22 protein-coding genes are annotated in these 26,531 nt (G+C 42.4%); 9 read left to right on the forward strand and 13 right to left on the reverse strand.

Annotation, left to right across the window (positions count from 1 at the left end; translation table 11 throughout):
* Positions 1 to 15: 15 nt before the first annotated feature.
* The 3 genes from deoC to C6Y01_RS13805 form a co-directional block, all read right to left on the reverse strand.
* On the reverse strand, positions 16 to 687 hold the full coding sequence (gene deoC / locus C6Y01_RS13795; protein WP_034660502.1) for a deoxyribose-phosphate aldolase: 672 nt from the start codon (positions 685 to 687) through the stop codon (positions 16 to 18).
* Positions 688 to 770: 83 nt separating this feature from the next.
* Positions 771 to 1,715 carry a DNA-binding transcriptional repressor DeoR gene (gene deoR / locus C6Y01_RS13800; protein WP_106038329.1) on the reverse strand — a complete coding sequence of 315 codons (945 nt, stop codon included), beginning with the start codon at positions 1,713 to 1,715 and terminating at the stop codon, positions 771 to 773.
* A 60-nt stretch (positions 1,716 to 1,775) separates the two neighbouring features.
* Complete coding sequence (locus tag C6Y01_RS13805; protein WP_034660504.1) at positions 1,776 to 2,651, reverse strand: aldose 1-epimerase family protein; 876 nt, start codon at positions 2,649 to 2,651, stop codon at positions 1,776 to 1,778.
* A 240-nt stretch (positions 2,652 to 2,891) separates the two neighbouring features.
* Between C6Y01_RS13805 and C6Y01_RS13810 the strand changes: the two genes are divergently transcribed.
* Positions 2,892 to 4,715: an acyltransferase family protein gene (locus C6Y01_RS13810; RefSeq protein ID WP_106038330.1), complete on the forward strand. Its 1,824-nt coding sequence runs from the start codon at positions 2,892 to 2,894 to the stop codon at positions 4,713 to 4,715.
* A gap of 229 nt (positions 4,716 to 4,944) precedes the next feature.
* Here C6Y01_RS13810 and C6Y01_RS13815 read toward each other — a convergent pair whose 3' ends face one another.
* The gene (locus C6Y01_RS13815; RefSeq protein ID WP_106038331.1) at positions 4,945 to 6,042 is read right to left on the reverse strand and encodes a saccharopine dehydrogenase family protein; all 1,098 of its coding nucleotides are present in this window, start codon (positions 6,040 to 6,042) and stop codon (positions 4,945 to 4,947) included.
* Positions 6,039 to 6,746 carry a class I SAM-dependent methyltransferase gene (locus tag C6Y01_RS13820; protein WP_034660508.1) on the reverse strand — a complete coding sequence of 236 codons (708 nt, stop codon included), beginning with the start codon at positions 6,744 to 6,746 and terminating at the stop codon, positions 6,039 to 6,041. The genes C6Y01_RS13815 and C6Y01_RS13820 overlap by 4 nt, the downstream gene beginning before the upstream one ends.
* 129 nt (positions 6,747 to 6,875) lie before the next feature.
* Here C6Y01_RS13820 and C6Y01_RS13825 point away from each other — a divergent pair, with 129 nt between their 5' ends.
* Positions 6,876 to 7,883 carry a helix-turn-helix transcriptional regulator gene (locus C6Y01_RS13825; protein ID WP_106038332.1) on the forward strand — a complete coding sequence of 336 codons (1,008 nt, stop codon included), beginning with the start codon at positions 6,876 to 6,878 and terminating at the stop codon, positions 7,881 to 7,883.
* Positions 7,884 to 7,919: 36 nt separating this feature from the next.
* Here C6Y01_RS13825 and yidA read toward each other — a convergent pair whose 3' ends face one another.
* Positions 7,920 to 8,732, reverse strand: a complete 813-nt coding sequence (gene yidA / locus C6Y01_RS13830; RefSeq protein ID WP_034660510.1) for a sugar-phosphatase — start codon at positions 8,730 to 8,732, stop codon at positions 7,920 to 7,922.
* A 310-nt stretch (positions 8,733 to 9,042) separates the two neighbouring features.
* On the opposite strand from yidA, the gene C6Y01_RS13835 reads away from it, so the two are divergent.
* Both C6Y01_RS13835 and C6Y01_RS13840 read left to right on the forward strand, forming a co-directional pair.
* Complete coding sequence (locus C6Y01_RS13835; RefSeq protein ID WP_034660511.1) at positions 9,043 to 9,402, forward strand: MerR family transcriptional regulator; 360 nt, start codon at positions 9,043 to 9,045, stop codon at positions 9,400 to 9,402.
* A 144-nt stretch (positions 9,403 to 9,546) separates the two neighbouring features.
* Positions 9,547 to 10,530, forward strand: a complete 984-nt coding sequence (locus C6Y01_RS13840; RefSeq protein ID WP_106030695.1) for a Gfo/Idh/MocA family protein — start codon at positions 9,547 to 9,549, stop codon at positions 10,528 to 10,530.
* Positions 10,531 to 10,572: 42 nt separating this feature from the next.
* On the opposite strand, the gene C6Y01_RS13845 is transcribed toward C6Y01_RS13840, so the two are convergent.
* Positions 10,573 to 12,087 carry a methyl-accepting chemotaxis protein gene (locus tag C6Y01_RS13845; RefSeq protein WP_095285597.1) on the reverse strand — a complete coding sequence of 505 codons (1,515 nt, stop codon included), beginning with the start codon at positions 12,085 to 12,087 and terminating at the stop codon, positions 10,573 to 10,575.
* Between the two features lie 319 nt (positions 12,088 to 12,406).
* Here C6Y01_RS13845 and C6Y01_RS13850 point away from each other — a divergent pair, with 319 nt between their 5' ends.
* Positions 12,407 to 13,744: an amino acid permease gene (locus C6Y01_RS13850; protein WP_106038333.1), complete on the forward strand. Its 1,338-nt coding sequence runs from the start codon at positions 12,407 to 12,409 to the stop codon at positions 13,742 to 13,744.
* Positions 13,745 to 13,775: 31 nt separating this feature from the next.
* Here the strand turns inward: C6Y01_RS13850 and C6Y01_RS13855 are convergent, their stop codons facing one another.
* The 5 genes from C6Y01_RS13855 to C6Y01_RS13875 all read right to left on the reverse strand — a co-directional run bounded on the left by C6Y01_RS13855 (position 13,776) and on the right by C6Y01_RS13875 (position 19,414).
* Entirely contained in the window at positions 13,776 to 14,882 is a 1,107-nt protein-coding gene (locus C6Y01_RS13855) for a DNA alkylation repair protein (protein ID WP_106038334.1), read from the reverse strand.
* A gap of 89 nt (positions 14,883 to 14,971) precedes the next feature.
* Positions 14,972 to 16,300, reverse strand: coding sequence for a GntP family permease (locus tag C6Y01_RS13860; RefSeq protein ID WP_095285595.1), 1,329 nt, complete (start codon positions 16,298 to 16,300; stop codon positions 14,972 to 14,974).
* Positions 16,301 to 16,324: 24 nt separating this feature from the next.
* Complete coding sequence (gntK, locus tag C6Y01_RS13865; protein WP_106038335.1) at positions 16,325 to 17,869, reverse strand: gluconokinase; 1,545 nt, start codon at positions 17,867 to 17,869, stop codon at positions 16,325 to 16,327.
* A 184-nt stretch (positions 17,870 to 18,053) separates the two neighbouring features.
* Positions 18,054 to 18,911, reverse strand: a complete 858-nt coding sequence (locus C6Y01_RS13870; protein ID WP_034660518.1) for a MurR/RpiR family transcriptional regulator — start codon at positions 18,909 to 18,911, stop codon at positions 18,054 to 18,056.
* Positions 18,912 to 19,075: 164 nt separating this feature from the next.
* A complete protein-coding gene (locus C6Y01_RS13875; RefSeq protein WP_045210169.1) occupies positions 19,076 to 19,414 on the reverse strand; it encodes a DUF3969 family protein in 339 nt (112 codons plus the stop codon).
* Positions 19,415 to 19,956: 542 nt separating this feature from the next.
* On the opposite strand from C6Y01_RS13875, the gene C6Y01_RS13880 reads away from it, so the two are divergent.
* The gene (locus C6Y01_RS13880; protein WP_106038336.1) at positions 19,957 to 21,633 is read left to right on the forward strand and encodes a hypothetical protein; all 1,677 of its coding nucleotides are present in this window, start codon (positions 19,957 to 19,959) and stop codon (positions 21,631 to 21,633) included.
* A gap of 15 nt (positions 21,634 to 21,648) precedes the next feature.
* On the opposite strand, the gene C6Y01_RS13885 is transcribed toward C6Y01_RS13880, so the two are convergent.
* Positions 21,649 to 22,548, reverse strand: coding sequence for a LysR family transcriptional regulator (locus tag C6Y01_RS13885; RefSeq protein ID WP_034660520.1), 900 nt, complete (start codon positions 22,546 to 22,548; stop codon positions 21,649 to 21,651).
* 172 nt (positions 22,549 to 22,720) lie between these two features.
* On the opposite strand from C6Y01_RS13885, the gene C6Y01_RS13890 reads away from it, so the two are divergent.
* The 3 genes from C6Y01_RS13890 (at position 22,721) to C6Y01_RS13900 (ending at position 26,531) form a co-directional block, all read left to right on the forward strand.
* Complete coding sequence (locus C6Y01_RS13890) at positions 22,721 to 23,716, forward strand: LacI family DNA-binding transcriptional regulator (RefSeq protein ID WP_095285593.1); 996 nt, start codon at positions 22,721 to 22,723, stop codon at positions 23,714 to 23,716.
* 172 nt (positions 23,717 to 23,888) lie between these two features.
* Entirely contained in the window at positions 23,889 to 25,154 is a 1,266-nt protein-coding gene (gene ganS, locus C6Y01_RS13895; RefSeq protein ID WP_106038337.1) for a galactooligosaccharide ABC transporter substrate-binding protein GanS, read from the forward strand.
* A 138-nt stretch (positions 25,155 to 25,292) separates the two neighbouring features.
* On the forward strand, positions 25,293 to 26,531 hold the full coding sequence (locus tag C6Y01_RS13900; protein WP_095285591.1) for a carbohydrate ABC transporter permease: 1,239 nt from the start codon (positions 25,293 to 25,295) through the stop codon (positions 26,529 to 26,531).

Raw genomic sequence — 26,531 nt, forward strand, 5'->3', positions numbered from 1 at the left:
ATAGGATCGTATGAATTAATAGTCTTTCGAAGGTGCTGATTGATCCCCATTGATAATGGAAACGCCTGCACTGGCACCAATGCGGGTAGCGCCTGCAGCTGTCATCGCTTCAACGTCTTCTTTTGTTCTCACGCCGCCTGATGCTTTTACACCAATGTCAGGTCCAACTGTTTTACGCATTAATGCGATATCCTCAACTGTTGCACCGCCTGTACTAAATCCAGTCGATGTTTTCACAAAATCAGCGCCAGCTTTTACTGAAAGCTCACAAGCTTTGACTTTCTCTTCATCTGTTAATAAACAAGTTTCAATGATGACTTTCACTAAGGCTTTGCCTTTTGCTGCGTCTACAACAGCACGAATATCTTGTTCAACTGCATCATATTCGCCGTCTTTCAATGCCGCGATATTGATGACCATGTCCACTTCAGTTGCACCGTTTTCAATCGCATCATTTGTTTCGAATGCTTTCACTGCTGTTGTGTTTGCGCCTAACGGGAAACCGATGACTGTACATACATCAACGCCTGTTCCTGCTAGTTCCTTCGCTGCAAGAGATACCCAAGTTGGATTCACACAAACGGATGCAAATTGATGAGTTTTTGCTTCTTCAAGTAACTGCATAATGGCAGCTCTAGATGTATCTGGTTTTAGTGCTGTATGATCAATGAGCTTTGCTATCGTCATGCTTACACTTCCTTTTAATTATGATACTTTCATCATATATGACCGATGAACATTTGTAAACATAGTTATGAAATTTTGTTCATCTATTTTGTGACATTTAAAAGAGCCTTTGCTGTATGCTGATCAATAATCAATACGTTCGCATATTTTCCTCTTAGTGCCCCGTGGATAGAAGCAACCTTGCGATGTCCACCAGCGACAAGAATGGAGCGTTCTTTAGTCCTTAAATCATCAAGCTCCACACCAATAGTGCGGTTGTTAATCGCTTCACTGCAAATGTGCCCTTCCTGATCATAAAAGCGCGAACAGATGTCTCCGACGCTGGATGCTTTGAGCAGCGCTTTTTCTTCTTCACGGAAATAACCAAGTCTAAACAAAAGTGCTTCATCTCTTACCGTTCCAACAGTAAACACAGCAATATTCGCCTGTTTCCCCATTTCAATGATGCGCTGAATATGTCTGTCCTGCTCAACCATCTCCTTGACGGCAGCACTGTCAAATACAACAGGAAGCGGTAAATAGCGCGGTGCTGTTTGAAAGGCCTCAGCAAACAGCTGGATGGTTTCCGCAGAATATGTATTCACATGGGAGTGGCTGATCCCACCCTTCAGCTGGACAACCTCCACACCTTTGACCTGTTTAGGTTGCATCTTTTGGGCAATTTGATACATGGTGGTTCCCCAGCTCACACCAACGATATCACCGTCTTTCACTGTGTCTTGCAAGTACTCGGCACCAAATTGGCTCAAGTATTCGGTAATCGTTGGATAATCATCTTTGGGCGAAAACACCACATGAGCTTCGAGCAGGTCATATTTTTCCTTGAGCAATGAAGATAGCTCATTTAAGTCTTCAAATGGGTCCATTACCGTTATCTGGACGTACCCCTTCTCCTTCGCATATTGAAGCAGCCGAGACACAGTTGGTCTCGACAGGTCGAGTTGTTTGGCAATTTCCTGCTGGCTGTAATCCGATAAATAATAAAGCCTTGCCGCTTCAATACTCAGTTGTTGTTTCTCCCGATCCATTCGTACGCCTCCTTTTTTCTTCTATCATAACAAAATGTTCATCTTATCATGCACAAATGTTCATTTGAAGAAAATCGTATAGGCGGCTTGGAAGGTTTCATTCTTCTCTAAAGTTTGAATACCGAACTTTTCCTTGTACTGGCCATTCGCCCCTTCAACATCGGCAATACCGTACCAAGGCTCAATACATACAAATGGAGCCATTGTGCCTTTTTCTTTATTATAAGGTGACCAAATACCAACAAACGGAAAACCAGTGAGATCAACCTCAACCCCGTGACCTGCCTGAGAAATCAATGACACTCGATTGATATGACTATAGATCATCGCATCATGCTGAAAAAGCTCTGGTCGAAGCTGAATCGGTTCAAGTTGAATGCCTTTTTCTTTCTCCCTGACAAGTGAATTTTTTAGTTCATATTGGACAGGAAGATACTCATTGGAAGGGGTCAATGTCAGGTAGTAATCTGCTGTGCGCTCACCTTCAACAAGCGGGACATGAAATGCGGGGTGCCCTCCAATGGAGAAATACATCGTGTCATCTCCGTCATGATCAATTTCCCAGGAAATCGTCAGACCATTTTCCGACAGCTCGTATCGAATACGGGCGGTAAATTCATAAGGATACTGCTCGATGTGGCGGCCTTTTGATTCATATTGAAAGGTCACCGTATGTTTCGTTTCTTCATATAAATCAAAATCAACATCTCGCAAAAATCCATGCTGCGCGAGCTCATAGGTTTGATCACCTATCTTGTATTGGTCATTCTTTAATCGTCCGACAATTGGAAATAAGACTGGCGACACCCTGCCCCAATAAGCAGGATCGCCAGACCACATATAGTGACGTCCGCTTTCCTTGTGAAGCACCTCTGTGACCTCGGCACCTCTCTCATTGACCTGAATCAATAACTGATCATTTTCAATCGTTCTCATTCCACACATCCCCTTTCCTTCTCTTTTATTATGACAGGGATTTTGGTTTTGAGTATAAAAATAAGGCAGCCTTCCAGGCCATCAATTCTTTCTTTATATAAAAATTTTAAAAAAAGACAGAAATTCGCCAACAAAATGTGATGCTGATCCGTCTAATCTTATATAAAATAAAAGAATCGTTGTTCTTTTGGAATGACAACAAAAAAGAAGCGTTTTGACATAAATGGGGGATTCATTTTCATGAACAGCAAGGAAAATCGTTTACGTTATATATTAGGATTAGATGGGCTGAGGGCTGTGGCTGTATTGGCAGTCATTGCTTATCACTTACATATCGGACCTGCAAGCGGCGGGTTTCTTGGCGTTGATTTGTTTTTTGTGATTTCTGGGTACTTGATTACGACGATCTTGTTACATAAGCAGGATCTGGGCTATCAAGAGCTTTTACCATTTTGGATGGGCCGGATCAGAAGGCTTCTTCCAGCTGCTTACGTGATGATTTTTTTAACCGTCAGCTGGTGTGCGATTGCGGGTTCGAATGCACTATTGTCCATTCGTGGCGATGCCTTATCGTCCTTTTTTTATGTCAGTAACTGGTGGTACATCTTCCATCAGCTGTCTTATTTTGATAGCTTCAACGCTGTATCTCCACTGAAAAATTTGTGGTCTTTGGCGATAGAAGAGCAATTTTATATCATTTGGCCGGTACTATTGATTGCAGGACTAAAATGGGTGAAAAATAGATCCCATCTGCCAATGATCACCTTTGGCCTTGCACTTGTCTCCGCCTTATGGATGGCGATTCTTTATTCACCAGATACCGATCCAAGCAGAGTTTATTACGGAACAGATACTCGTGCATTTGCGCTTCTGATCGGGTGCAGCCTGGCATTTGTATGGCCCATGCAAAGACTGTCCAGCAAAAAGTTACTTCCTGTTGGCAGACGTATTTTACATATCGCTGGTTTTGGTTCGTTTGCGGTTTTTCTTCTATGTGTTTATGCAGTGGACGAATTTGACGGCTTCCTCTATCAGGGAGGCATGCTTTTATTCTGTCTTAATGCAGCGATTTTAATTGCGTGCATCTGCCACCCTGCAAGTCTTTTAGGGAAATGGCTCTCCTATCAGCCGCTCGTCTGGCTCGGAAAGCGTTCTTATGGTATTTATCTGTGGCATTATCCCATCATCGTGCTGACCACCCCTGTCATTGAAATTGGACAGCCTTCTATGGGGCGTGTCGCATTGCAGATCATGGCCATTTTACTCATTGCAGAGGCCTCTTACCGCTTCATCGAACAACCAATTCGCCGGCTTGGCTTCAGACAATATTTTGCCTCTTGGTCTATTTGGAAAAAGGGATTCAAACAATGGTCTACGTCTCATAAAGTGTTCCTTGGAATCGCAGCAGCTCTTTTGATCTTATTTACCATTGGCATGTCCAGTTCGTCCCATACGTCCCCACATGCCAAGGAAGTGACACAAATTAAGACGGCACCGAAAAAAGCAGGAGACTCTGCGGAACCAAAAGCTAAGAAAAAGAAAGAAAAACACGAGAAGAAAGCAGCAGATCAGAAACAGTTTCACCAAATTCTTGCTATTGGTGATTCCGTCATGCTGGACATTGCGCCGAATCTTGAAAAAGCATATGCACAAATCACCATCGATGCAAAGGTTGGCAGACAAATGAACGAAGCCGTCAGCATCGCTCCTCAATATGCTTCATTTAATCAATCTGATGTCGCTGTTATTATTGAGCTTGGCACGAATGGCTATTTTACTGAGGGCACATTGACAGCATTCATTCAACAATTTTCAAAGGCGCACATTTTCCTTGTGAACACGAGAGTCCCAAGGTCTTGGGAAAATGATGTGAATGCAGTCATTCAGCGAGTGGCCGATCAATATTCCAATGTGACCCTTGTCGATTGGCATTCAGCCGCTACTGGACAGCCCTCTTATTTTCAGCCGGATGGTGTTCACCTTTCAACAAAAGGCTCTGACACATTGACACAGCTCATTACAGCGAGCATCAAGAAAAAAGGAGATGTGTCATCTTCATCATAAAAAGACTAGCATCCTGCTAGTCTTCTCAGATTGTTGACAAAGGGCTAAAATGATCTTCATTTTAGCCTTTTGTCTTCTTTTCAGCGTGATAGAAAACCTTTGCAGTCTAGGAAGGACGAGTACCGGAGCGGAGCGAATTTAACATTCGTGAGCACCGGCACGCAGGACTGACACCGAATGCGAGGGTTTGTCTACACGCTGAGAAGACTAGCATTCTGCTAGTCTTCTTTTATTCCGTCAAAAGGATGGCTCTAACCGCTAACACCCGCTTTTCCTTCGTTGTTTGATCCACCAAAGCAAAATCACCGTTCTCATACGCTAGAGAAAATACTTCTTCGATATGAAAAACACCTGTCTGAAACCGCCTGTTCAATAAATGCAGAGCCGCTGCAATGGCGACTTGAGCTGTTGCTTGAGACTCATCGCGTCCTTTTATTCCAAGCGCTGCTTGATGAATCTTGTTCCCATCCATTCCTGTAGCCTCCACTTTCACTGCATATTGATCTGTTCCCATTTGAGCAGATTGAATCATGGAAATGGCTCGTTTCTTGATTTTCGGCACAGTGAGAAGGGACGTCATTCCGAGACTCCTTGTGAAGGCAAATGCACGCGTTGCCGCGCGGGAATCAAAACAGAGCCTTGTCGTCACAGAAGGCACGCGGAGCGTCGAAGGCAATGTCTGCTGATCAGAGAAGGGGAACTGATAGGCATGCCGCTTTCCAAGACTTCCACCAAAGTCTATCCGTTTACCTCCAGTAAAGCTTTTGACTCTTTTACGCTGATGATGCTTAGTAAGCACATAGTCAGTATGGACATGATCAAGCGTCCATTCAATAGCGGCTTTTCCATGCTGATCACCCAACCCAAGCATAATCCCTATATCTATTTGATTCACTGATGAGAGCATAGATGCTGCTTTCGCTGCCAATAAATTCGTAAGGCCAGGCGCAAGCCCGACACTGAGCAAAGCCGTTGCACCGATGTGCCGCTGATCCAGCTTTGCCACCTGCTCCATGTACGCCCCTTTCGCGGAGATATCAATATAATCAATGCCTGACCGCAGAACTGCTTCAGCAAATGACGGATCTTCTTGATCAAGACACATGATCACCAGCTTTGTTTTATCCATCCAGTCCGAAAATAACGGCTCACTGACATCTAGTTGATAAGGACGAACCTTCCCTTTTGTGTGGCGTGAAAATTTCTCTGCCTTCTCATAGCTTCTGCCTGCCGCAACAATTTGCCCGGGATACACTTCGCTTAACTGTAGACATATTTGCTGTCCAACATGTCCATAGCCGCCAATCACCATCACCTGTGATCTCATTTCTCATCCGCCTCTCTTCGACCTCGCTTGCAAACAAGCCCTTTGATCATTCCTGCCTGAAAATAAGGTCTGATGTCTTCAAATCCCGCTTTGATTAAATGCTCTCTTATCTCTTCCTCAGGAACAGGGTGTGTCGCGTGTCCCAGCCTGTTTTTAAAGGATGTAAACACTTCTTTTTCTAGACCCTGCCGCTGCATGAAAAGAGAAAGCATGAAAAGCTCCTGTTGAAATGTATGGGACTTCATCTCTCCCTGTATAAATGCCAACACAAGCGGTGCATCTGGTTGAAGCCTGCGGGCAATCTCCTCTAAAAAGGGCTGGCGCTTTTCTATAAAATGAATCACAAGCAAACTCATCGCTGCATCGTAAACAGGTTCAGCAGAAACCTTATCTAATACGGTCTCATGCCATGTAACACGCGCCTCCATCTGAAGCTGTCCAACTCGCTGTTTCGCCATATCCAGCATAGAAGGTGACGGATCGATTCCTGTGATGAGCCAGTCTTCTTTTCTTTGAAGCATGTTGATGATCTCTTCGCCCCCGCCCGCTCCAACAGTCAAAATGCGAGAAGCCGCTCCCTTTACTTCAGTTTCTAATACGTCTATTGTCAACTCATGCAATAGCTGATAGCCGGGTACTTTATGAGCAATCGTGGCTGCGTATGATTCAGCTACGGGATCGTGCCAATGCTGGTTTCCTTTCATGTCCTTCTCCTCCAGTTCCTTTCCGCTTTACATCGTTTCCTGTACACTAACGGTATGACATCTTTATTGTAAAAAGAGACATCAAAAAACACGATCCCTAAAAGTGGGGATTTTTGAGGAGGAGATCATGTGACCAATCCAGCCACTCATTTTCAGCAGCTGAGACAACACATTCGGGACGAGCTTGCTGCCGTCCTTGATTTTGATGCCGCCTGTATCACGACCATTGATCCAGCCACTCTCCTCTCGACAGGTTCCTTCACAGATGAACCGATTGAAGAAATTCATGATCAGCTGTTTCAAAATGAGTTCTTAAAAAAGGACGTGCATCAACATGAGTCTCTAGTCAAAGGCCCTATTCATGCTGCGAGCTTAGTCCAAAGCGGGGAATATCTCAACAGTGATCGCTACAGAGACATTTTGTTGCCTAAAGGATGGTCTGATGAATTGCGGGCAGCCCTTGTGATTCAAGGAGAATGCTGGGGTATTGCCAGCCTATATCGTCTAAAGGACAAGGAACCTTTTCAAGAACAAGATATCCGAGCGGTCTTCGAACAAACGCCCAGACTCGCAGCCAAGCTAAGAGATGAACTTTTCAAGAAAAGAGATACTGAAGAGGATGACGCAGCGGAGCAGCAAGGTTTCCTCATTCTCTCACACGATTACAATCTTCTTTATGGAAATGAGACAGGGCTTCATTGGCTTCATACATTTCAAGCCTTTGAACAAATCCATGACAAGGCGACCATGCCGCGCCCGTTCAGAGCATTAGGGGCTAAACTTTTATACGGAGGTATCGACCAAACAGCGGCAAGCATGACGAGAATGCCTACGGGGCTGTTTCTCTCTCTTCAAGCATTTCGATTAGCGCAGGCAGCCGGGCAGGAAGAGGCTGTCATGATTCACATCAAGAGAGCCCAAACAAATGATATTCTTCCTTATGCGGCAAAAACGTACCGGCTGACAGAAAGAGAGATGAACGTCCTCGACTGCTTATTAAAGGGACAGTCTACAAAGGAAATCGCCAGTACTTTATTTATTTCAACCCATACCGTCCATGATCATGTGAAGGCGATGCTGCAAAAGACAAATTTGAGCAGCAGACGGATGCTTGTTTACTTTTTCTCTCACATATAAAAAAGCGGCTACCTCACTGGTAGACCGCTTTTTTGTTTATTTTCCTAAAACTAACTCATGCAGGACATGTGCTACTCCGGCTTCATTATTGGATTTTGTCACAACATCCGCTACTGCTTTGACATCATCAATGGCATTTCCCATGGCAACGCCGCAGCCCGCAAATTCCAGCATCGATACGTCGTTCCCATTGTCACCAATGGCCATGACCTCTTCACGAGCAATTCCCAGCTCTTTCGCTAGAAGCTTCACGGCGTTTCCTTTGCTGACTTCAGGATGCAGTATTTCAAGGAAGAAATCTGTGCTTTTCACCATCATGTACTTGTCTTTTACTTCAGATGGAATGGCTTGTATCGTCTTTTCCAACCGTTCTGGCTGATCAATATACATCATCTTCGGAAGTCTCATTGAAGGATCTGCCTCTTCAACAGGTAAATATTTAAGCGGCAGCTTTGTTAAATAAGATTCAAGTACTGTGTATTCACTAATATCACGATTCGGTGTGTACAAATGAGCGGAATCGAAATAATGCATCGGTGTATCGAGCTCACGGCTCAGCTCATATAAAGAAGTCAAATCATCATAGGATAATGTCAGTTCTGACACCACTTCATTTGTATGGCTGTTTTGGACAAGCGCCCCATTGTAGGCAATCACATAGTCTCCTTCTTGATTGAGCTGAAGATCATCTAGATAGCGATTCACTCCACCAATAGGTCGTCCTGTACATAATACAATCTTAACTCCCTCTGCCTTCGCCTGTTGAATGGCCTCAAACACCTCAGCTGTCACCATATGTTGATCATTTAATAACGTACCATCCATATCAATTGCAACTAATTTATACATTCACTGGTCCCCTTTTCTCAGCAAAAAACGTGCTGTCACTATTTTGAGCCATCATCTATATGATGACAGGCTATATCATTACTATTTACCTATTTTAGCCTATCGTTTTTTCATCACGCTGTCTACTTGTTCTCACCTGTAACAAAATTGTCATCTGCCTACTCTATTATATCGTATTCTATTCATCCTGCTTTAAACAGAGTTTGTGCCCTTTTCCAATGGGAAAATGAAAACAAATGTTCACGACTGAACATTTTGAAACTAGCAAATCTAATTGTATGATGGATAGCAAAGAAAGGAGGTGCAGGGAATGATTACGTTTACTAGAGGTAAATTGTCAAAACTGTCTGGTGTGCATATTGAAACCATTCGTTTTTACGAAAATGAGGGTGTGCTCCCCGAACCAAAGAGAGCACATAACGGCTATCGTTTATATGATAAAAAATATGTACTCATGCTTTCCTTTATCACAGAAGCAAGAAAGCTAGATTTCTCACTCAAAGAAATTCGCGAAATTATCAAATCACTATTTGAAAAACAATCAAAAACAGAAGCTGAACAGCTGCTCGAACAAAAAGTTGAGGATATTCAACACTCCATTCAAGAGTTAAAGAAGAGGAAGGCTGCCATTCAATTGTTAACAAAACAAACATTAGCGGACATCAGCTAATTGTAAGGGCTGCCAAAAATGTGCCGGTGTTTGCCACTGGCACCCCTCTCCGCCCAGGCCTCAAGTGCACGTGTAATTCAAACATCAGTTATACTAGAGACAGCTTTACTTGATATCAAACGAGTGGAAGGGGTTTTGAGTAGAATGAACATTGCAACCATTGGAACAGGTGTGATTGTGGAAAGCTTCTTGCAAGCGATTGAACAGCTTGAAGGCGCTTCTTGTCATGCCGTCTATTCAAGAAAGGAAGCAACGGCAAAGAAGCTCGCAGACCAATTTGGTGTGAAAACAACTTATACGGACTTAACGGCTATGCTAGAAGATCCGAACATTGAAGCCGTTTATATTGCATCACCGAATCGTTTACATAGCGAGCATGCCGCAGCTGCATTGGAACACGGAAAACATGTGATTTGCGAAAAGCCTTTCACCTCTAATGTCAAAGAGCTGGAAGCCTTAATCGCACTCGCAAAGGAAAAGCAGCTTCTCTTATTTGAAGCCATTACGACCGTTCATATGCCAAACTATCATTTGATTAAAAAGCACCTTCATCAATTAGGTAAAATCAAACTGGTTCAATGCAACTATAGTCAATATTCAAGCAAATATAATCAGCTGCTAGCCGGCGAAACGCCAAATGTCTTTAACCCTGAATTCTCCGGAGGAGCGTTGATGGATATTAATATCTATAATGTCCATTTCATCATGAACCTCTTCGGATCACCAGAACAGGTCCGCTACCAGGCAAACCGTCACCCAAATGGCATCGATACATCTGGTGTTTTGACTTTCACCTACAATGATTTCATTGCGACAAGTGTCGGCAGTAAGGATACAAGCAGCATGAATTTTGCATTGATTCAAGGAGAAAAAGGCTTCATTCATGTGAAAAATGGGGTGAATGGCTGCGAGGAAGTGTTACTTCATGTGAATGATCAGGTGACCTCACTCAATGCACAAACAAATTCAAACCGCCTGTTTTATGAAACAGAAGCTTTTCAGCACATCATTGAAACAAAAAATTATGAACAGTGCTATGCATGGCTTGATGAAAGTCTCTCCGTAATGAAAGTCCTTGAAGCTGCAAGAAAAGATGCAGGTATTGTTTTCCCAGCAGATCAATTTTAATCAAAAAAACCGCCTTCTATGCGAGAGGGCGGTTTTTGATGATTAAATACTCTTTGAATAGGCCACAAGGCGCTGAGACATGTGGTTCACTTCATCGACTGAAGCATTTACTTGCTCTGTTAAAGCAGCCTGTGTTTGCGTAAGAGCTGTCATGTTCGAAATATTTTCAAGAATTTCATCAATTTGCGTTTTCATTTCCGTTAAACTAGATTCGATATTCTCCGTTGCATTGGCACTATGAAGCGCCAGCTTACGCACTTCATCTGCAACGACTGAGAATCCTCTTCCTTGCTCACCAGCTCTCGCTGCCTCGATCGCAGCATTTAAACCAAGCAGGTTCGTTTGGTTCGCTACTTCTTTGATCAAGTCAGAAATATTTTTCGTCTCATCTGCACTATTTTTTGCTAGATTGGCAGCAGATGTTGACTGCTCTTGTGCGACAGCAAGCTCTTGCGCTTGGTTTGTCACAGAGCTGATGCCTGATACCATCTCGCTGATCGAACTTGAAAGCTGTTCTACTTGTGAAGCCATTTCATTCGCTGTTTTCTCTTTGTTTTTCTCTAACGTGATGTCACGAATGGTTCCAGCCACACGAAGAGGAACACCTTTTTCATCACGAATGGTTTCACCACCTGCATGATACCAGCGATACTCGCCATTTTTGCTCTGCAATCTGTAATCAATGTCAAATGGTGTGCGTCCAGAGTGATCATTTAAATGATCTGCAAAAGCTTGGAGAGCCTTTTCTTGATCCTCAGGATGCAGGCGATCGCTCCAGCTGCTTAACACGTTCGGGAAATCCTTTTCATCCGTAAAACCAAGCGTTTTTCTGAACTGCGGGGACCACCAGAACTCGTTATTCGGATTGACTGGATCGCCGGCCTCTACGACCATGTCCCAAGGAGCTTCCACAAGCGCACGGTTGATCAAGTCATATCTCGTCACGAATGCTTGCAGCTCTTCTTCTTTCAATTTCTGATCATGAATATCAAAAAGAGCTCCCGCTACACGAAGAGGGACACCATTTCGATCACGAATGGTCGTGCCAGTTGCTTTGAACCAGCGATAATCTCCGTTTTTCAACTTCAAGCGATATTCGATATCATATGGTGTACGTCCCGAATGATCCAATAAATGCGAAGAGAATGCATTTAAGGTATATTCTTGTTCATCCGGATGGATTCGAGATGCCCAGCTGTCTAAAACATTTGGAAAATCGTGCTCATTTTGAAAGCCGATCATTTTGCGGAAATCATCCGTCCATGTGAACTCATTTTTTGGATTGACCGGATCTCCAGCGACAACGATCATATCCCATAAACCAACTTGAATGGCTTTTGTCACTAAATTCATCCGCATTTGAATATCTTCATTTACTTCCTGCATCTTTTGCAAAGCTTCATTTATTTGGGCTACTGCTTCAATCGTTTGACTTGAAGAGAATGCAGCAGTATCTATTCTTGCTGAAAGGTCTCCCTTCTCAATTCGTTCTACTAATTGACTGCTTTCATTTAAAAGGGTTCCCGACGATGAATCATTCGCTTTTCTCATAAACATCTTTCATAACTCCTTTCACTTCTTCATACATTTTTGAAATATTTTACAGTTATAAACAATTCTTTATTAGGACTTTAGTATTACAAAAGATATATCGACAAAAACTGAAAATTGTTTATGTCATAATTAAGGCAAATGTTCATTTTTTCACGAAGTTTCAGATTTTGGTGATGGATGATGGAAAGGATTTATGGAAAAAAACGGCTCATTTGAAAGAAACAACCGCCTTTTTTGTCTGAAAAATCTCTTTTTTTATATTGACACTGACGTCCCGAAAAAAGAAAATGGAACATAAGCATTTTTAAAAAAGGAGAACGTCATGAGCGCGAATCAGGAACAACAAGAATTAAAAAAGCTTTTATCACCGCGTCACATTCGCATGATTGCATTGGGCGGGGTCATTGGTACAGGAATTTTTAAAGGAAGTGCCGATACAATCGGTTTAGCAGGTCCAGGGGTCATCTTTTCCTATGTATTTGCCGGATTATTATTGCTCATCGTGATGGCAGCCTTAGCTGAAATGGCGATTGTCTATCCGGGAAATAACCTTCGCGACCTGATACAGATTGCGCTTGGTCAACGTTTTTCATTTGTCGTCGGCTGGGTTTACTGTTTCATGTGGCTCACTGTGTGTGTCATTGAGATTATCGCGGCAGGTAGCTTGCTTCAATACTGGATGCCGAACGTGCCGCTATGGTCACTATGTTTACTCTGCTCACTCTTAGTCATCGGAATTAACTTAAATAATGTAAAATACTTTGGTGAAATTGAGTTTTGGTTCGCTGGAATGAAGATTTTCGTTATTATTGTGTTTATTATTCTTGGTGCAGCCCTATTATTTGGGATCATTCCGAACGAACAAAGCACACCTGCACTCACCAACTATCAAAACTTCGTCCCGAACGGATGGGGTGCGATCTTTGCATCTTTATTAGTCGTTATCTTCTCTTACGGGGGCTCTGAATTGATCGGGCTGACCATTACAGAAACAAAGGATGCCGAGAAGGTCTTGCCTGGTGTTGTTAAAAGTATGATGTGGCGTATTATCTTATTTTACACTTTGCCGATTTTGATCATCTGCGGACTCATTCCTTGGAATCAAATTGATCCAAATAACAGCCCATTTGTTCAAGTCTTTTCAGCAGCCGGTATGCAAGGCGCCTCTCACTTCATTAATTTTGTATTAATTACAGCCGTTTTATCTGCGGCCAATTCTGGCATTTATGGAACGACGAGAATGATGCATTCTCTCTCTAAATCAGATGGCGGTCCGAAAAAGCTGGCACAGGTCAATAAAAGAGGCGTACCCATTTTGAGTTTATGGGTGACCGTTCTGTTTCTTCTCATCGGAACATTCTTTGCTTACTTATATCCAGAGCAAATTTTCAGCTATATGCTGGCTATTCCTGGTTTTGCTGTTTCACTCATTTGGATTAGCATTTGCATGGCACATCTGAAACTTCGCCCGAAATATCCACAGGAGCCGTATTTTAAGGTGTGGCTGTTTCCGTATTTGACTTTATTTGCAGGTCTTGTACTAAGTGTGAGTTTTGTGATGTTTCTATTCAGACCAGAAAACTTGCCTAGCTCGATTATCAGCATCGTTTTCTTAGTCGCAGCCATCATTGCTTCATTCTTAATGAAAAAGAAGGCTTAAACGCCAAAACCCGCCTAATGGCGGGTTTTTTTCATGAGCTGCTGGCTTCTGTTACTTCAAAATCAACCGACGCTTTTGGGATACCGTTGATGATAATCGATAAAGTATGGGTTCCCTCATAATGTTTTCTCGTCGTCATATTTTGAAAAGACTGTGACCTGACGAATTCTCTATGTAATGCTGAGCCTGTTTCAAACTCTGTAATTTTAAATACCTTCTGATTGCGGGTCCCCCGAGCTTTGACGTAGTCTATGGCATACTCTACACGCAGCTTTAGCGGCTTATCGGCCTGAAGTGTAAAATGAAAAGTCATTTTCTCACCGATCCGAATAGGGTCTTGTACTATCTTCAAATCCGTTACCTGAACGGATGGATCGTCTCCATAGCCAAACAAAGCCATGATATCTGGGTCTCCTTTTTTGAGTAAAGTACGGGATGCATGTTTGACAATCCAGTTCGTATGTTTGTTAGTTCCATACCAGTTTTGAACTGTCTGCTTCATCAGATCAGGCTGAATTGCTGAGATATCATTTAGATGGTTCGCCACACTTTTTTGCACATACCGCGCCGAGTCAGACTTCAAATTTTCCAAAATCGGCAGTGTGACCGAAGGATTTTTTTTAAGCGAAGGAACAGATAAGCCCCATGGCAGGCGCGGTCTGCAGCCTTCACTAGCAAGCCTCCGTATATGCTCATTTTGATCCTGAGACCATACGAGCATTTGCGCCAGCATTTTGTCTTGATCTTGAATCAGAAATGGCCGAACGGCAAATTCAGAAGTGGAAAAAGGCGTGAAGAATTCGAGCGCCTTGATCGAGAGATCCCAATGTGCAAGGCCATATGTCTCGACATAGTCTGGAAATACGAGCGCACTAAGCCCTGAAAAATGCGGGGCTGCCTGACGCAGTACCTCAATTGCCTGCTTATAATCCTCAGGCAGACAGGCATGCATCGATTCAGTGACTCTTCTCATCCGTCCTTTTAACTCAAGCTGCTGCCAATCCTCTTGAAGCACGAGCCGCTGGAATTGCTCAGCATCAAATCCAGTCGAAGCCTGTACAAGTTTCTCCGCTAATTCTTGAATAAATAATTCATGGTACACATGTTTTAATGGTTCGATCGTGTCCGCCTCCCACATCTCAATATCATTATTTTACCCCAATCTGAAGAAAGTGGTATCACAACAAGCAAAAACAGCCCAATTCCAAAGAACCAGGCTGTTGTTCGCTATATAAACATATTAATGATCATAATAAATGCAATAGCACTAACGGAAATGATCGTCTCCATAGCCGTCCATGTCAAAAACGTCTCTTTAATGGTCATACCAAAATACTCCTTGATCAGCCAAAAACCAGAGTCATTGACGTGAGATAAAATTAACGAACCCGCTCCTGTGGCTAACACAAGCAGCTCTCTGCTCACATCCGGCATAGTTGCAGCAATTGGGGCTACAATACCTGCTGCCGTCATCATAGAGACCGTCGCAGATCCTGTTGCTACACGAATCACCGCAGCAATTAGCCAGCTTAGCAAAATCGGTGAAATCGGCGAGTGTTTGGCTACATCTGCAATATAATCACCAACGCCCGAATCAATGAGCACATTATTGAAAGCCCCGCCTGCTCCAATGACAAGCAAAATGGAAGCGATTGGTCCTAAGCACTCGTTGCTAAATGAAAGCACTCGGTCACGGCTCATTCCTTGCATAAAGCCAAGACTGAAGAAAGAATACACCGTTGCAATCAGCAGTGCTGTAATTGGATCCCCGATGTACTTGAATACCTGGAACCACATATTGTCCTCTGGTAAGATAATGTCCGCCAATGTGGCAAGAAGCATCAGAATCACCGGCACCAATATGGTAATCATCGTATTCGCAAAGCCGGGGAGCCTTCGATCTTCATTTCGTTCAGTGAATTGCTTCCTCAGCATCTCCGGAACTGGTTTATGTATCCGTTTTCCAATCCACTTACCATACAGCGGTCCAGCAATAATCGCTGTCGGCAATCCGACAATTATAGAAAAGAAAATGGTTTTCCCCACGTTGGCATGATAGATGCCAACGGCTGCCATTGCCGCTGGATGAGGCGGCACTAGTCCATGCACGACAGACAAGCCAGCAATTAACGAGAGCCCAATTGTCACGAGCGAGATGCCTGTTTCAATGGCAATTGTAAAAAGTAAAGGAATGAGAAGAACGAAACCGACCTGGAAAAAGACAGGTATCCCCACGATAAAGGCAACAAACATCATTGCCCAATGCACATTTTTCGTCCCAAACCGGCCGATTAAAGTTTGAGCTATCCGCTCTGCTCCCCCTGATTCAGCCATCATTTTCCCAAGCATTGTACCAAGCGCTAGAACAATGGCCAGCAATGATAACGTATTGCCTAATCCCGTTTTAATCGATTGAATGATTTCCTGCAAATCCATTCCAGTAGCAAAGCCCACTAGCATAGAAGTAATAATTAAACTCACAAATGGATTCAGCTTAGCGATTGTAATGAGAATGAGTAAAAGGACAATCGCCGCAATCACGATGAATAAAAGCATGTTCTCCCACCTTTTCCCTGATGTTTAACGATTTTGTTTTAATTGCAGCGCACTAATGACATCAAATTCATCCTTCAGTTTATCGTAGAGACGCTCATATAAATAAAACAGCTCTATGTAAGTTTCATTGTTCTTCATATTAGGTTCATGACGGGCAGAGATTCGAATCCACTCTTGAACCTCTTCTATCTCTTCCATATGACCTAAACTATGAAGTGCGAGGACAGCCGCCCCAAGTGCTGACGCTTCATAACTTTCTGGAACAAGTACTTCTCTGCCCATCGTATCCGCTAAAATTTGCCGCCACAGCGGTGATCGTGCAAATCCGCCCGAAGCTCTGACATCCTTTGCAGAACCGGTTAAATCTCTTAAGGCAACACCGATCGAGAAAACACTCATAATGACGCCTTCTAACACAGCTCTAATAAAATGCTCCCGCTTATGCTGGAGACCGATCCCAAAGAAGGTGCCTCTCGCATTTGGATTCCAATAAGGTGCACGCTCACCCGATAAAAATGGCAGAAACAGCAGTCCCTCTGAGCCTGCTGGAATCTTTTCCGCAATATCCATCATTAAATCGTAAGGGTCCACACCAAGGCGCTTTGCTACCTCCACCTCTGAAGATCCAAATTCATCCTTCAGCCATCTCAGCATGATCCCGCCATTATTGGTCGGTCCTCCCACAACCCAATGTTTATCTGTCAGCGCATAGCAGAACGTTCTTGATTGCTCATCTGTGATTGGTTTGTCTACAACCGTACGGACCGCACCGCTTGTCCCAATCGTAACAGCCACCTCTCCTTTTCCAATCGCGCCAACACCTAAATTCGCTAGAACGCCATCATTCGCACCAATCACAAATGGTGTATCTTCTTTAATGCCCATGCGCAGTGCAATCTCAGGCTGAAGTCCTCTCAGCTGATACGTCGTTGGGACAAGTTCAGACAGTTGACTGGCTTCAATTCCAGCAATACGAAGCGCCTGTTCATCCCATTGAAGCGTTTCCAAATGGAACAGACCTGTTGCTGAAGCGATTGAATAATCGACGACATACTGACCGAAGAAATGATAAAGAATATATTCTTTGATAGAAATAAATTTCGCTGCCTTCTTGAAGAGATCAGGTGTCATTTCCTTGATCCAACGTATTTTTGAAAGCGGTGACATTGGATGGATCGGTGTACCTGTCCTTTTATAAATGTGGAAGCCATCCATATCTGATAAGATTCGTTTCGCTTGTTCTGCACTTCTGTTATCTGCCCAAATGATACTGTTCGTTAACGCCTTGCCATCCTCATCCATCACAATTAAGGAATGCATCGCAGTACTAATCCCGATACCGATGAGATTTGCTACATCAAATGCTGCTGTCATCAATGCACCTCTTACACTCGCAATGACGGCTTCTAATATCTTTTCAGGGTCCTGCTCAACCCATGCTGGCTGGGGCTGAATGAGATCATAAGGTACTGAATGCTTCGTTATTACTTTCCCCTGTGGTCCAAACAGAACCGCCTTTGTACTTGTTGTTCCAATATCCAAACCAATTACCGCCTGGTTTCCCTTCATCTGTATCACGCCCAATCATTGATTTGAAATCACATATGTAGTTTTTGATATACCTGTAAATCCCATTATAAAAATATTTTTTTCGACATTCAACGACCGTAAAGAAAATTATTTTCATCCAAAAGCTCACAATCGTTACCATGGCAGCATTTTTCATCATCAGAAAAATTTATTTTTGGAATCATTACACCCTTTTTTGTGATATGGTTTCTCGCATTTGCTTTAAATTTGTTATTGTTTCCTGCTGCCTTAAGTGAGCAAGTGCAAAATATAGAACGTCAATGACAGTCAGCTGAGCAAGTCTTGCAGACATCGCTTCTGTTCGAAAAGCCGTTTCTTGCGTCGCTGTATACAACGTGACATCTGCAAGCTGACTCAATGGAGAGCGCTGATAGCTTGTAATGCCGATGGTTTTGGCTCCTTTTCCATTTGCTGTTTTCATCGCATCGAGTAAATCTTTATTACGTCCAGAATGAGATATACCGATCACTGTACTGTGCTGGTCAAGGAGACCAGCAGACATCGCTTGAAAGTGAGAATCTGTGTGAACAATACAGTTGATACCTGTCCTCATAAATTTATGAAAAGCGTCTGTTGCAATGAGTCCAGACCCACCACTCCCATAAAACTCTAAGCGTTTCGCTTCATGTATGATTTGTATGGCCTTTTCTACATCCTCTGGATTCAACAATTGAAAGCTATCCTTTAAAGCGGATATATTCGCCTGAAAAACCTTTTGCATAAAAATCGCTGTATCATCATCAAGACTCATTTCTTCATCTACATAATTAGGCTTTGTTTGGTCTATTTCCTGGGCAATAGCAATCTTCAAATCTTGAAAGCCCTCAAATCCAAGCCTTTTACAAAGACGAAAAATCGTTGCCTCTGAGCTCGCTGTCTTTTTCGCAAGTTCTACAATAGACAAATGGATGATGTCGCGGGGCTCACTCGTAATATGTTCTGCAATTCCTTTCAGCTTTGGCGGCAATCCCCTGCTTGCTGCTCGTATTTTTTCAATACTACTTAAACTAACAGAAGCCAAATGACTTCACTCCTCCCTTATTGATGTGAACGCATACATTTCCTCATGTTCCCATCTTATAAAAAAGAAGCCTGTTTGCACAGACTTCTCTTTTTATGAATTCATCGTTTTGATCAATAAATCAAAAAAGATTTACTCAAAATTTTATAATATACACTTTTAGCTCAACAATCTACCACATTATTTTCAACTTCATTTTCTATATTTCTTTCCAAAAATCTTAAGCATTTTACCCTTATTTCTTCTAAACTATCACTTAATTCATGTGGTATTAAACTTTCTACATCTTCAAGTTCTGTTCCCAAATGAAGTATATTTATCAGTTCTTCATTTATCCCTTTCTTTTTTAAAACATCGATTGTTCGTGGACTGAACATGAGCTTTTCCGCTTCTTCTATAGTGATTAAACCTTCTTTTAGCGATATGATTATACCAATGATATTTATAACAATAATCCTATCTAAATCTTCATGTGAAGAATATCTTAGTTCTATTTTATTCATAAATCATTTCACACTCCAACCTTTTCACATCATACACCAAACCAGATTTACTTTGAAAATAATGCACAGAAACCTTTTTTCCGTCTTTATATCCATCTTTATATACTTTTTTCCAAGTCCCTCCTTCAATCTGTTTTAACTCCGATAACAATTTTTTATTATTTACTGTAACTTTTTTAGTCTACAAAAATAGTACGGATGACAAGACCCCATACAGCATCGGCTCCTTTATAACCAATTTGTACACTTTTGTCTTTTGAAGAAGCCTCTCGATTAATATGGAATGTTACAGACGGTGAGAATAACGATACAATTAAAGTAAAAATAATTAGAAAAGGAAAATGATATATTTGAATGACATAACAAAATATTCACTATAATCTAATCATATAGCGCAAGGAAAACTTCACCTAACCTTCCGATATATAAGTGTCTTTTAAACTCATTTTTTTATAAACCTTATCTGTATGATTCTTATGAATCTTTTCCCCGTCTCACTCGTATATACTAAAAGAGTGATTGATTTGAAAGGAGATCTGTTTGTGGGATATATTTTGTTATTTTCGGTTGTGATCGGTCTTGTCTTGACCCTTTTGCTCACACCGCTCAGATTGATCGTTAGAAAGAAAGGAACAGAACAGCAGGTTCCGCTTATGTGGATTGTAGGCCTTGCTTTGCTGTTCATGGTCGGTATTTTTGTTTTCTATTACATCTCCAATTTAGATCGCAACCCTTCATCCCTATGGTTGATTGGACTTGTTGTGACAGCAGCAGGTGCCTTTTTGTCAGTTGGATTGGAGCGTAAGATCAAAGGCGTGCTGTTTCTTATTCTATTACTGCTCGGTGTTTATATGGCGACAGCTTTTCTATTCAATGCGAATGAGAAATTTGATGTCTCCAAAATGGAACAAAAAGTGGAAATCAAAGCGTTTGATGAGACGGAAACACCTGCAAGTGTACCGCCTCAATTCGCTCGGAACAAAATGAAGAAATCGTTTGGACAGGTTCCGAACACAAGCTACTATGAGCTTGGCAGCCTGCAAATCCAGAAGGTCAACGGTGAGTATGTGTACATCGCCCCAGTGGAATTCTCGGACTTCTTTAAATGGATTCGTTCGGGCAGTACGCCGGGTTACTTTACATTAAGTGCGACCGACTCATCTGCTAATCCAAAGTTTGTAAAAACAGAGATGGTTTATACGCCTTCCTCTTATTTCAACAAAGAAATTGAGCGGCATATCCGGCTTCAGTACCCTGATTTGATTTTCTACGGCAACACCCAGCTGGAAATCAATGATGATGGTAAGCCTTATTACATTCGCACGTATGGCGATTTTATCTCTGCCCGAAACGGCTTTAAAGCTTCAGGCGTAGTCGTTGTTGATGCCAAAACAGGCGCAACGAAGAAATATGCTCTAGATCAAGTACCTGCTTTTATTGATGGTGCTGTTTCACCAGAATCGGTCAGTCTGCAAAACAGTTATTTCGGAAACTATATTCACGGGTTCTGGAACAGTATGTTTGGAAAATCAGATGTGAAGCTGCCTTCAGATGAAGGAACAGAAGCCAATGTAAGTCCAGTGTTTGATTCAAAAGGAGATATGTATTACTTCACAGATTTCACAAGTCCGAAAGAGGGCGTTGATTCGATGCTTGGGTATGCCCTGACAAATGCCCGGACAGGAAAAGCGACTTACTATACCGGTAATCTTGAAGAGTCCTACATGGATTCTCAAGGTGCTCTGCAAATTATTGAAAAACGATTCATCGAGAAGAAATGGAAAGGGCGCATGCCCATTCTCTATAATTTCTATGGAGAAGCCAGCTGGCTCACACCGGTTCTCGATTCAAATGGATTCCTGCAAAACTACTTTATCGTTTCTGCAGCCAATCCTGAAATCGCTGCGTACGCTTCAACACCAAACGAAGCATTGAGAGCCTATAAGACAGCTCTTCAAAAAGGCGGCGGCACCGTCAACAGTTCATCTAAGCAGGAAAAGAAAGAAGCTACAGGAAAAGTCAAACGAGTCTATAAAGAAAAGACCGGTGATTATACAACCGTCACCTTCCTGCTAGACGATGGGAAAAGCTACACCATGTCATCTGAAAAAGAACCTCTTGTCATTTATTTAAAAGAAGGCGATCAGGTCACCATGAAATACACAGATACAGGTGAAATCTTCCTTCCAGTTGATGAAATCAAAATCAAAGGATTATAAAAAAAGACGTTTCTCCTACTGAGGAGAAGCGTCTTTTCTCTCTTTCCTTAACAATTCAACGAGCAATTCTTTATTTTTATTTCCCCCTGTCATTGGTGACTCGACATAGGAGAATTTTCGTTTGAAATCCATTCCTCTCACAGAAATGACAGCCAATTCACCGCCAATGCTGCCTCGCTGGAGGACATATTTAGATAAAACGGAAAGCCCCATTCCGTGGATCACAGCTTCTTTAATCGCTTGATTGCTGCTAAATGTCACAAATGTCCGTGCTTTCAGTCCATTTGATTTCAGGACGTGCTGTAAGTATTCTCCGGTACCTGATCCCTCTTCTCTTGTGATCCATGTTTCGTTTTGCAATTGATCAATCGTGACATCCTTTTTCTTAGCAAAGGGGTGATCTAATGGCGCCACGATATAGAGCTCGTCTTCTAGAAAAGTTTCGACAGTTAGTTCTTTGTCATTGGTCTGTCCTTCGATCAAACCGATGTCGACATGGAATAAACGGACATGTCTGGCGATCGCCTCTGTGTTATCAATGACCACCTCAATATCAACATGCGGATAGAGCTGATGAAACTCTGCCAATATTTGCGGCAGCACGTACTCTCCAATGGTGAAACTCGCCCCGATTGTCAGCTTCCCTCTTGCCAGATGATGATGCTCATAAATATCCTGCTTCGCCTGTTCATATAAACGAATGATTTGTTTTGATCGATGGTACAGCATATCCCCAGTTGGTGTAACCGTTAATTGCTTTGGCGAACGATTCAGCAGAACGGTCTGGAATTCCTGCTCCAAGTTCTTAATATGAAGACTGACACTCGGCTGAGAAATCCGCAGCTTTTGGGCTGCTTTTGTAAAGTTTTTCTCTTCCACAACTGTCACAAATGTCTTCAGTGCATCGTAATACATCGGTCCCTCTCCTATCAGAAATCTTAATCCAAAACCTTTCATATATATATCTTACTAATTCCTTCCCAGTGCGTAAAGAAGCGCTTAACTGAAAACAATTTAATAAAAATATTTACTAATTTTTTTAAAGACTCTATACTAGGAGGAGATATTTTCTATAGGAGGTGCTGATTTGGCAGCTAAAATAAAGGACATTGCTGAAAAAGCTGGATTATCCATTGCGACTGTATCTCGTGTACTAAACCAAGATCCCAACCTATCTGTCACGGATCAAACACGCGAAAAAGTATACGCCGCCGCAGAAGCTTTGTCCTATCAAAAGAAAACATTCAAACATTCATTAAAAAAAATCGCCTTTCTCTATTGGATGACCGAAAAGGAAGAGCTTGAAGATATTTATTTTAAATCCATTCGACTGGGCATTGAGGAACTGACCAATACTCGGAGTTTAAATGTCACCGCTTACAATCCATCTGATGGGCTTCATTCCATTGATCCTTCTACAGAAGGGATCATCGCCATCGGCCGATTTAAAACGTCAGAGCTTGATCAATTATATGCAATCACCCAGCATATCGTTTTTATTGATACGTCACCGGATGAAGACCGTTTTGATTCTGTAAAGCCAAACCTGAAACGAATTGTTGAAAAGATCATCGATTCTTTTATTGAAAAAGAGCACACATCTATTGGATTCATTGGCGGCACAGACCTTGACCTGAATACGAATGTGCATATTCCAGATATTCGCGAAACGACTTTCCGTGAATATATGATGGCTCACAATGTCCTTGATGAGCGATTGGTCTATGTCGGTCACCATTTCTCAGTAGATGAAGGCTATTCGCTGATGATGAAGGCGATTGATGAGCTTGGTGATGACCTGCCCACCGCTTTTTGTGTCGCTAGTGATCCTCTTGCCATCGGCTGCTTACAAGCATTAAACGAGCGCGGATTTTCTCTGCCGAACCGCGTGAGCGTCTTTAGTATCAACGATATTCATGTGTCTCAATATGTGTCACCACCGCTCACCACGTATCATATCCACACGTCTTTACTTTGTGAAACAGCTGTCGATTTACTGTTAGAAAGACTTGTGGACGGCAGAACATTACCTAAAACTGTGCTGATTGCCTCAGAACCTGTCTTTCGAAAAAGTACGATATAAACAACTAGAAGCCCCGTCCAATGTGGAGGGCTTCTTTTCTCTCTATATGAGTAAAAAATTTTACTTAATAAATTTAATGAAATATGTTTACTTTTTTTACTTAAGTTGATATTCTCACATTAAGAAAGCGTTTTCTTATCATCTCTGAAAATAGAACGAGAGGGGATTACCAATGAAAAAGGGAAAATGGGCGACATTATCAGCAGTCGTTGGTACTGCTGTGCTTCTGCTTTCAGCTTGCGGACCGGGAGATGACAATTCAAGCGGTACACAGCCGGCATCTACAGGTACAAAGACCTTGCTAGTGTGGGAGGATGTCAAAAAGTCTGATGGGATTCAAGACGCTGTAAAAGAATTCGAAAAACAACATGATGTGAAAATCAAAGTGGTCGAAAAAGCTTATGCCGACCAAATTGAAGCTCTACGTCTAGATGGCGCAGCTGGGACAGGTCCAGACGTCATCACGATGCCTCACGATCAAATTGGATCAGCTGTCACTGAGGGGCTATTACAGGAAATTAAACCAGATCAAAAAGTGATTAACTCCTTCACAGACGAATCGATTCAATCACAAACGGTAGACGGCAAGCTGTATGGTCTTCCTAAATCCGTTGAAACGACGGTGCTTTTCTATAATAAAGACCTTGTCAAAAAGGCACCAACGACACTTGATGGCTGGTATGATCTATCGAAAAAGCTGACAAAAGACGGAAAGTACGGCTTTGTTGCGAAATGGGATGAAATTTACTATGCGCAAAGTGTTTTAGGCGGATCTGGGGGCTATATTTTCAAGCAGAAAAGCGATGGCTCTTATGATGTTAATGACATTGGTCTGAACAACGATGGCGCCATCCAAGGCGGAGAATACATTCAAAAATTCTTTAGCGAAGGACTTTTCCCGAAAGGCATCATTGGGGAACAAGGAATCAATGTCCTCAACTCCTTATTCACAGAGAAAAAAGCAGCAGCTGTCATTTCTGGTCCATGGTCATTTGGTCCATTTAAAAAGGCGGGTATTGACTATGGCGTGGCTGAACTGCCAACACTCCCTAACGGAAAACATATGAGCTCCTTCTTAGGTGTAAAGAGCTACAACGTCTCCTCTTATTCTAAAAATAAAGAACTTGCTGAGAAATTTGTTGAGTTTATCACGAACGAAAAAAATTCGAAGAAGCGCTTTGAATTGACAGAGGAAATTCCACCAGTGAAAAAACTGATGAAAGATCCAATCATTACGGAAAACGCTAATGCGGATGCTGTTTCAAAACAAACGAAATATGCCACGCTGACACCGAACAATCCTGAAATGGCAGAGGTGTGGAAGCCGATTGACAGCGCATTAGGGCTGATTGCAACTGGGCGTACAGATGTGAAAAAGGCATTTGATGATGCGGTCAATCAAATCGACTCTCAAATTAAAGCAAATCACTCCAAATAACCATCAAATGCGGGTAGTCTATCAAGCTGCCCGTAGTTGATCTAATTTCATATGAAGTAGGTGTTAGACGTGACGGGTAACCTTGAACTAGACCGCACACACACAGTGGAATCAAAGACACACCGGAGACGGGCGCTAATGTTCTCCTTTATACCCGGGATGGGGCAGATATACAACAAACAGTACGGCAAAGGGGCACTCTTTTTCCTGTTCGGCGTCTCTTTTTTGATTGTATTTTATGATTTATTCAATATTGGCTTCTGGGGGCTGTTCACACTTGGGACGATGCTGCCTCGTGACAACTCTGTTTTTCTTTTAGCCAAAGGGATTATTGCGCTGTTAACAGCTGGTTTTGGTATCGGCTTTTATGTACTCATGATGCGTGATGCTTTTATGAACGGAAAGAAACGGGATCAAGGGGTTCCGCTTCATTCCATCCGTGCTCAATATCATCAGCTCATCCATCAAGGCTTCCCTTACTTAATGAGCACTCCTGCTTTCTTTTTACTTCTATTTTCTGTTGTCTTTCCTATTATGTTCAGCTTTGCGCTAGCCTTTACGAACTACGATTTATACCACTCGCCTCCTGCCAACCTGATCGACTGGGTAGGAATCAAGAACTTTCAAAATATCTTTTCCATTGATATTTGGAGAGACACCTTCATTGATGTACTTGGCTGGACCGTCGTATGGACTTTGGCTGCGTCGACCCTTCAATGTGCCATCGGCATCTTTTTAGCGGTTCTGCTCAATCAGAAGGATTTAAAGGGAAAACGGTTTTTTAGAACCATTTTGATTCTCCCTTGGGCTGTTCCGGGCTTTGTGACCATTTTGGTGTTTGCTGGACTGTTCAATGATACCTTTGGTGCCATTAACAATACACTTTTTGCATCGATAGGGATTGATCCAAAACCATGGCTGACAGATCCATTTTGGAGCAAAATTGCCCTTATTGCGATGCAGGCTTGGCTTGGATTCCCTTTTGTTTTCATTATGACAACAGGCGTTTTGCAGGCGATTCCCGAGGATTTATATGAGGCTGCGACCATCGATGGAGCCAATTTTTTTCAGAAATTCCGGTCCATCACGTTACCGCTTGTTCTCTATTCCATTGCACCCATCCTTATCACACAATATACGTTTAACTTTAACAACTTTAATATTATCTACTTATTTAATGGCGGGGGACCGCCTGTTGCGGGGTCAACCGCTGGAGGAACGGACATCTTGGTTTCTTGGATTTATAAACTTACGATGCAGTCTTCTCAATATGCGCTCGCTGCGGCTGTCACGATTTTACTTTCAATCTTTGTCATCGCCATTGCACTCTGGCAGTTTAAGAGAACGAATTCATTCAAAGAGGAGGACATGATGTGA

The sequence above is a fragment of the Bacillus sp. NMCC46 genome, from assembly GCF_002998465.1.
In the GTDB taxonomy this organism is placed as follows: Bacteria; Bacillota; Bacilli; order Bacillales; family Bacillaceae; genus Bacillus.

Bases quoted from the DNA above. Each gene is read 5' to 3' on its own strand.
- deoC (WP_034660502.1), bottom strand. From the start codon at position 687: ATGACGATAGCAAAGCTCATTGATCATACAGCACTAAAACCAGATACA.
- yidA (WP_034660510.1), bottom strand. From the start codon at position 8,732: ATGTATAAATTAGTTGCAATTGATATGGATGGTACGTTATTAAATGAT.
- C6Y01_RS13820 (WP_034660508.1), bottom strand. From the start codon at position 6,746: ATGAAAGGAAACCAGCATTGGCACGATCCCGTAGCTGAATCATACGCA.
- C6Y01_RS13885 (WP_034660520.1), bottom strand. From the start codon at position 22,548: ATGTATTACGATGCACTGAAGACATTTGTGACAGTTGTGGAAGAGAAA.
- gntK (WP_106038335.1), bottom strand. From the start codon at position 17,869: ATGAAGGGAAACCAGGCGGTAATTGGTTTGGATATTGGAACAACAAGT.
- ganS (WP_106038337.1), top strand. From the start codon at position 23,889: ATGAAAAAGGGAAAATGGGCGACATTATCAGCAGTCGTTGGTACTGCT.
- C6Y01_RS13805 (WP_034660504.1), bottom strand. From the start codon at position 2,651: ATGAGAACGATTGAAAATGATCAGTTATTGATTCAGGTCAATGAGAGA.
- deoR (WP_106038329.1), bottom strand. From the start codon at position 1,715: ATGGATCGGGAGAAACAACAACTGAGTATTGAAGCGGCAAGGCTTTAT.
- C6Y01_RS13860 (WP_095285595.1), bottom strand. From the start codon at position 16,300: ATGCTTTTATTCATCGTGATTGCGGCGATTGTCCTTTTACTCATTCTC.
- C6Y01_RS13810 (WP_106038330.1), top strand. From the start codon at position 2,892: ATGAACAGCAAGGAAAATCGTTTACGTTATATATTAGGATTAGATGGG.
- C6Y01_RS13835 (WP_034660511.1), top strand. From the start codon at position 9,043: ATGATTACGTTTACTAGAGGTAAATTGTCAAAACTGTCTGGTGTGCAT.
- C6Y01_RS13815 (WP_106038331.1), bottom strand. From the start codon at position 6,042: ATGAGATCACAGGTGATGGTGATTGGCGGCTATGGACATGTTGGACAG.
- C6Y01_RS13850 (WP_106038333.1), top strand. From the start codon at position 12,407: ATGAGCGCGAATCAGGAACAACAAGAATTAAAAAAGCTTTTATCACCG.
- C6Y01_RS13845 (WP_095285597.1), bottom strand. From the start codon at position 12,087: ATGTTTATGAGAAAAGCGAATGATTCATCGTCGGGAACCCTTTTAAAT.
- C6Y01_RS13900 (WP_095285591.1), top strand. From the start codon at position 25,293: ATGTTCTCCTTTATACCCGGGATGGGGCAGATATACAACAAACAGTAC.
- C6Y01_RS13875 (WP_045210169.1), bottom strand. From the start codon at position 19,414: ATGAATAAAATAGAACTAAGATATTCTTCACATGAAGATTTAGATAGG.
- C6Y01_RS13855 (WP_106038334.1), bottom strand. From the start codon at position 14,882: ATGTGGGAGGCGGACACGATCGAACCATTAAAACATGTGTACCATGAA.
- C6Y01_RS13840 (WP_106030695.1), top strand. From the start codon at position 9,547: ATGAACATTGCAACCATTGGAACAGGTGTGATTGTGGAAAGCTTCTTG.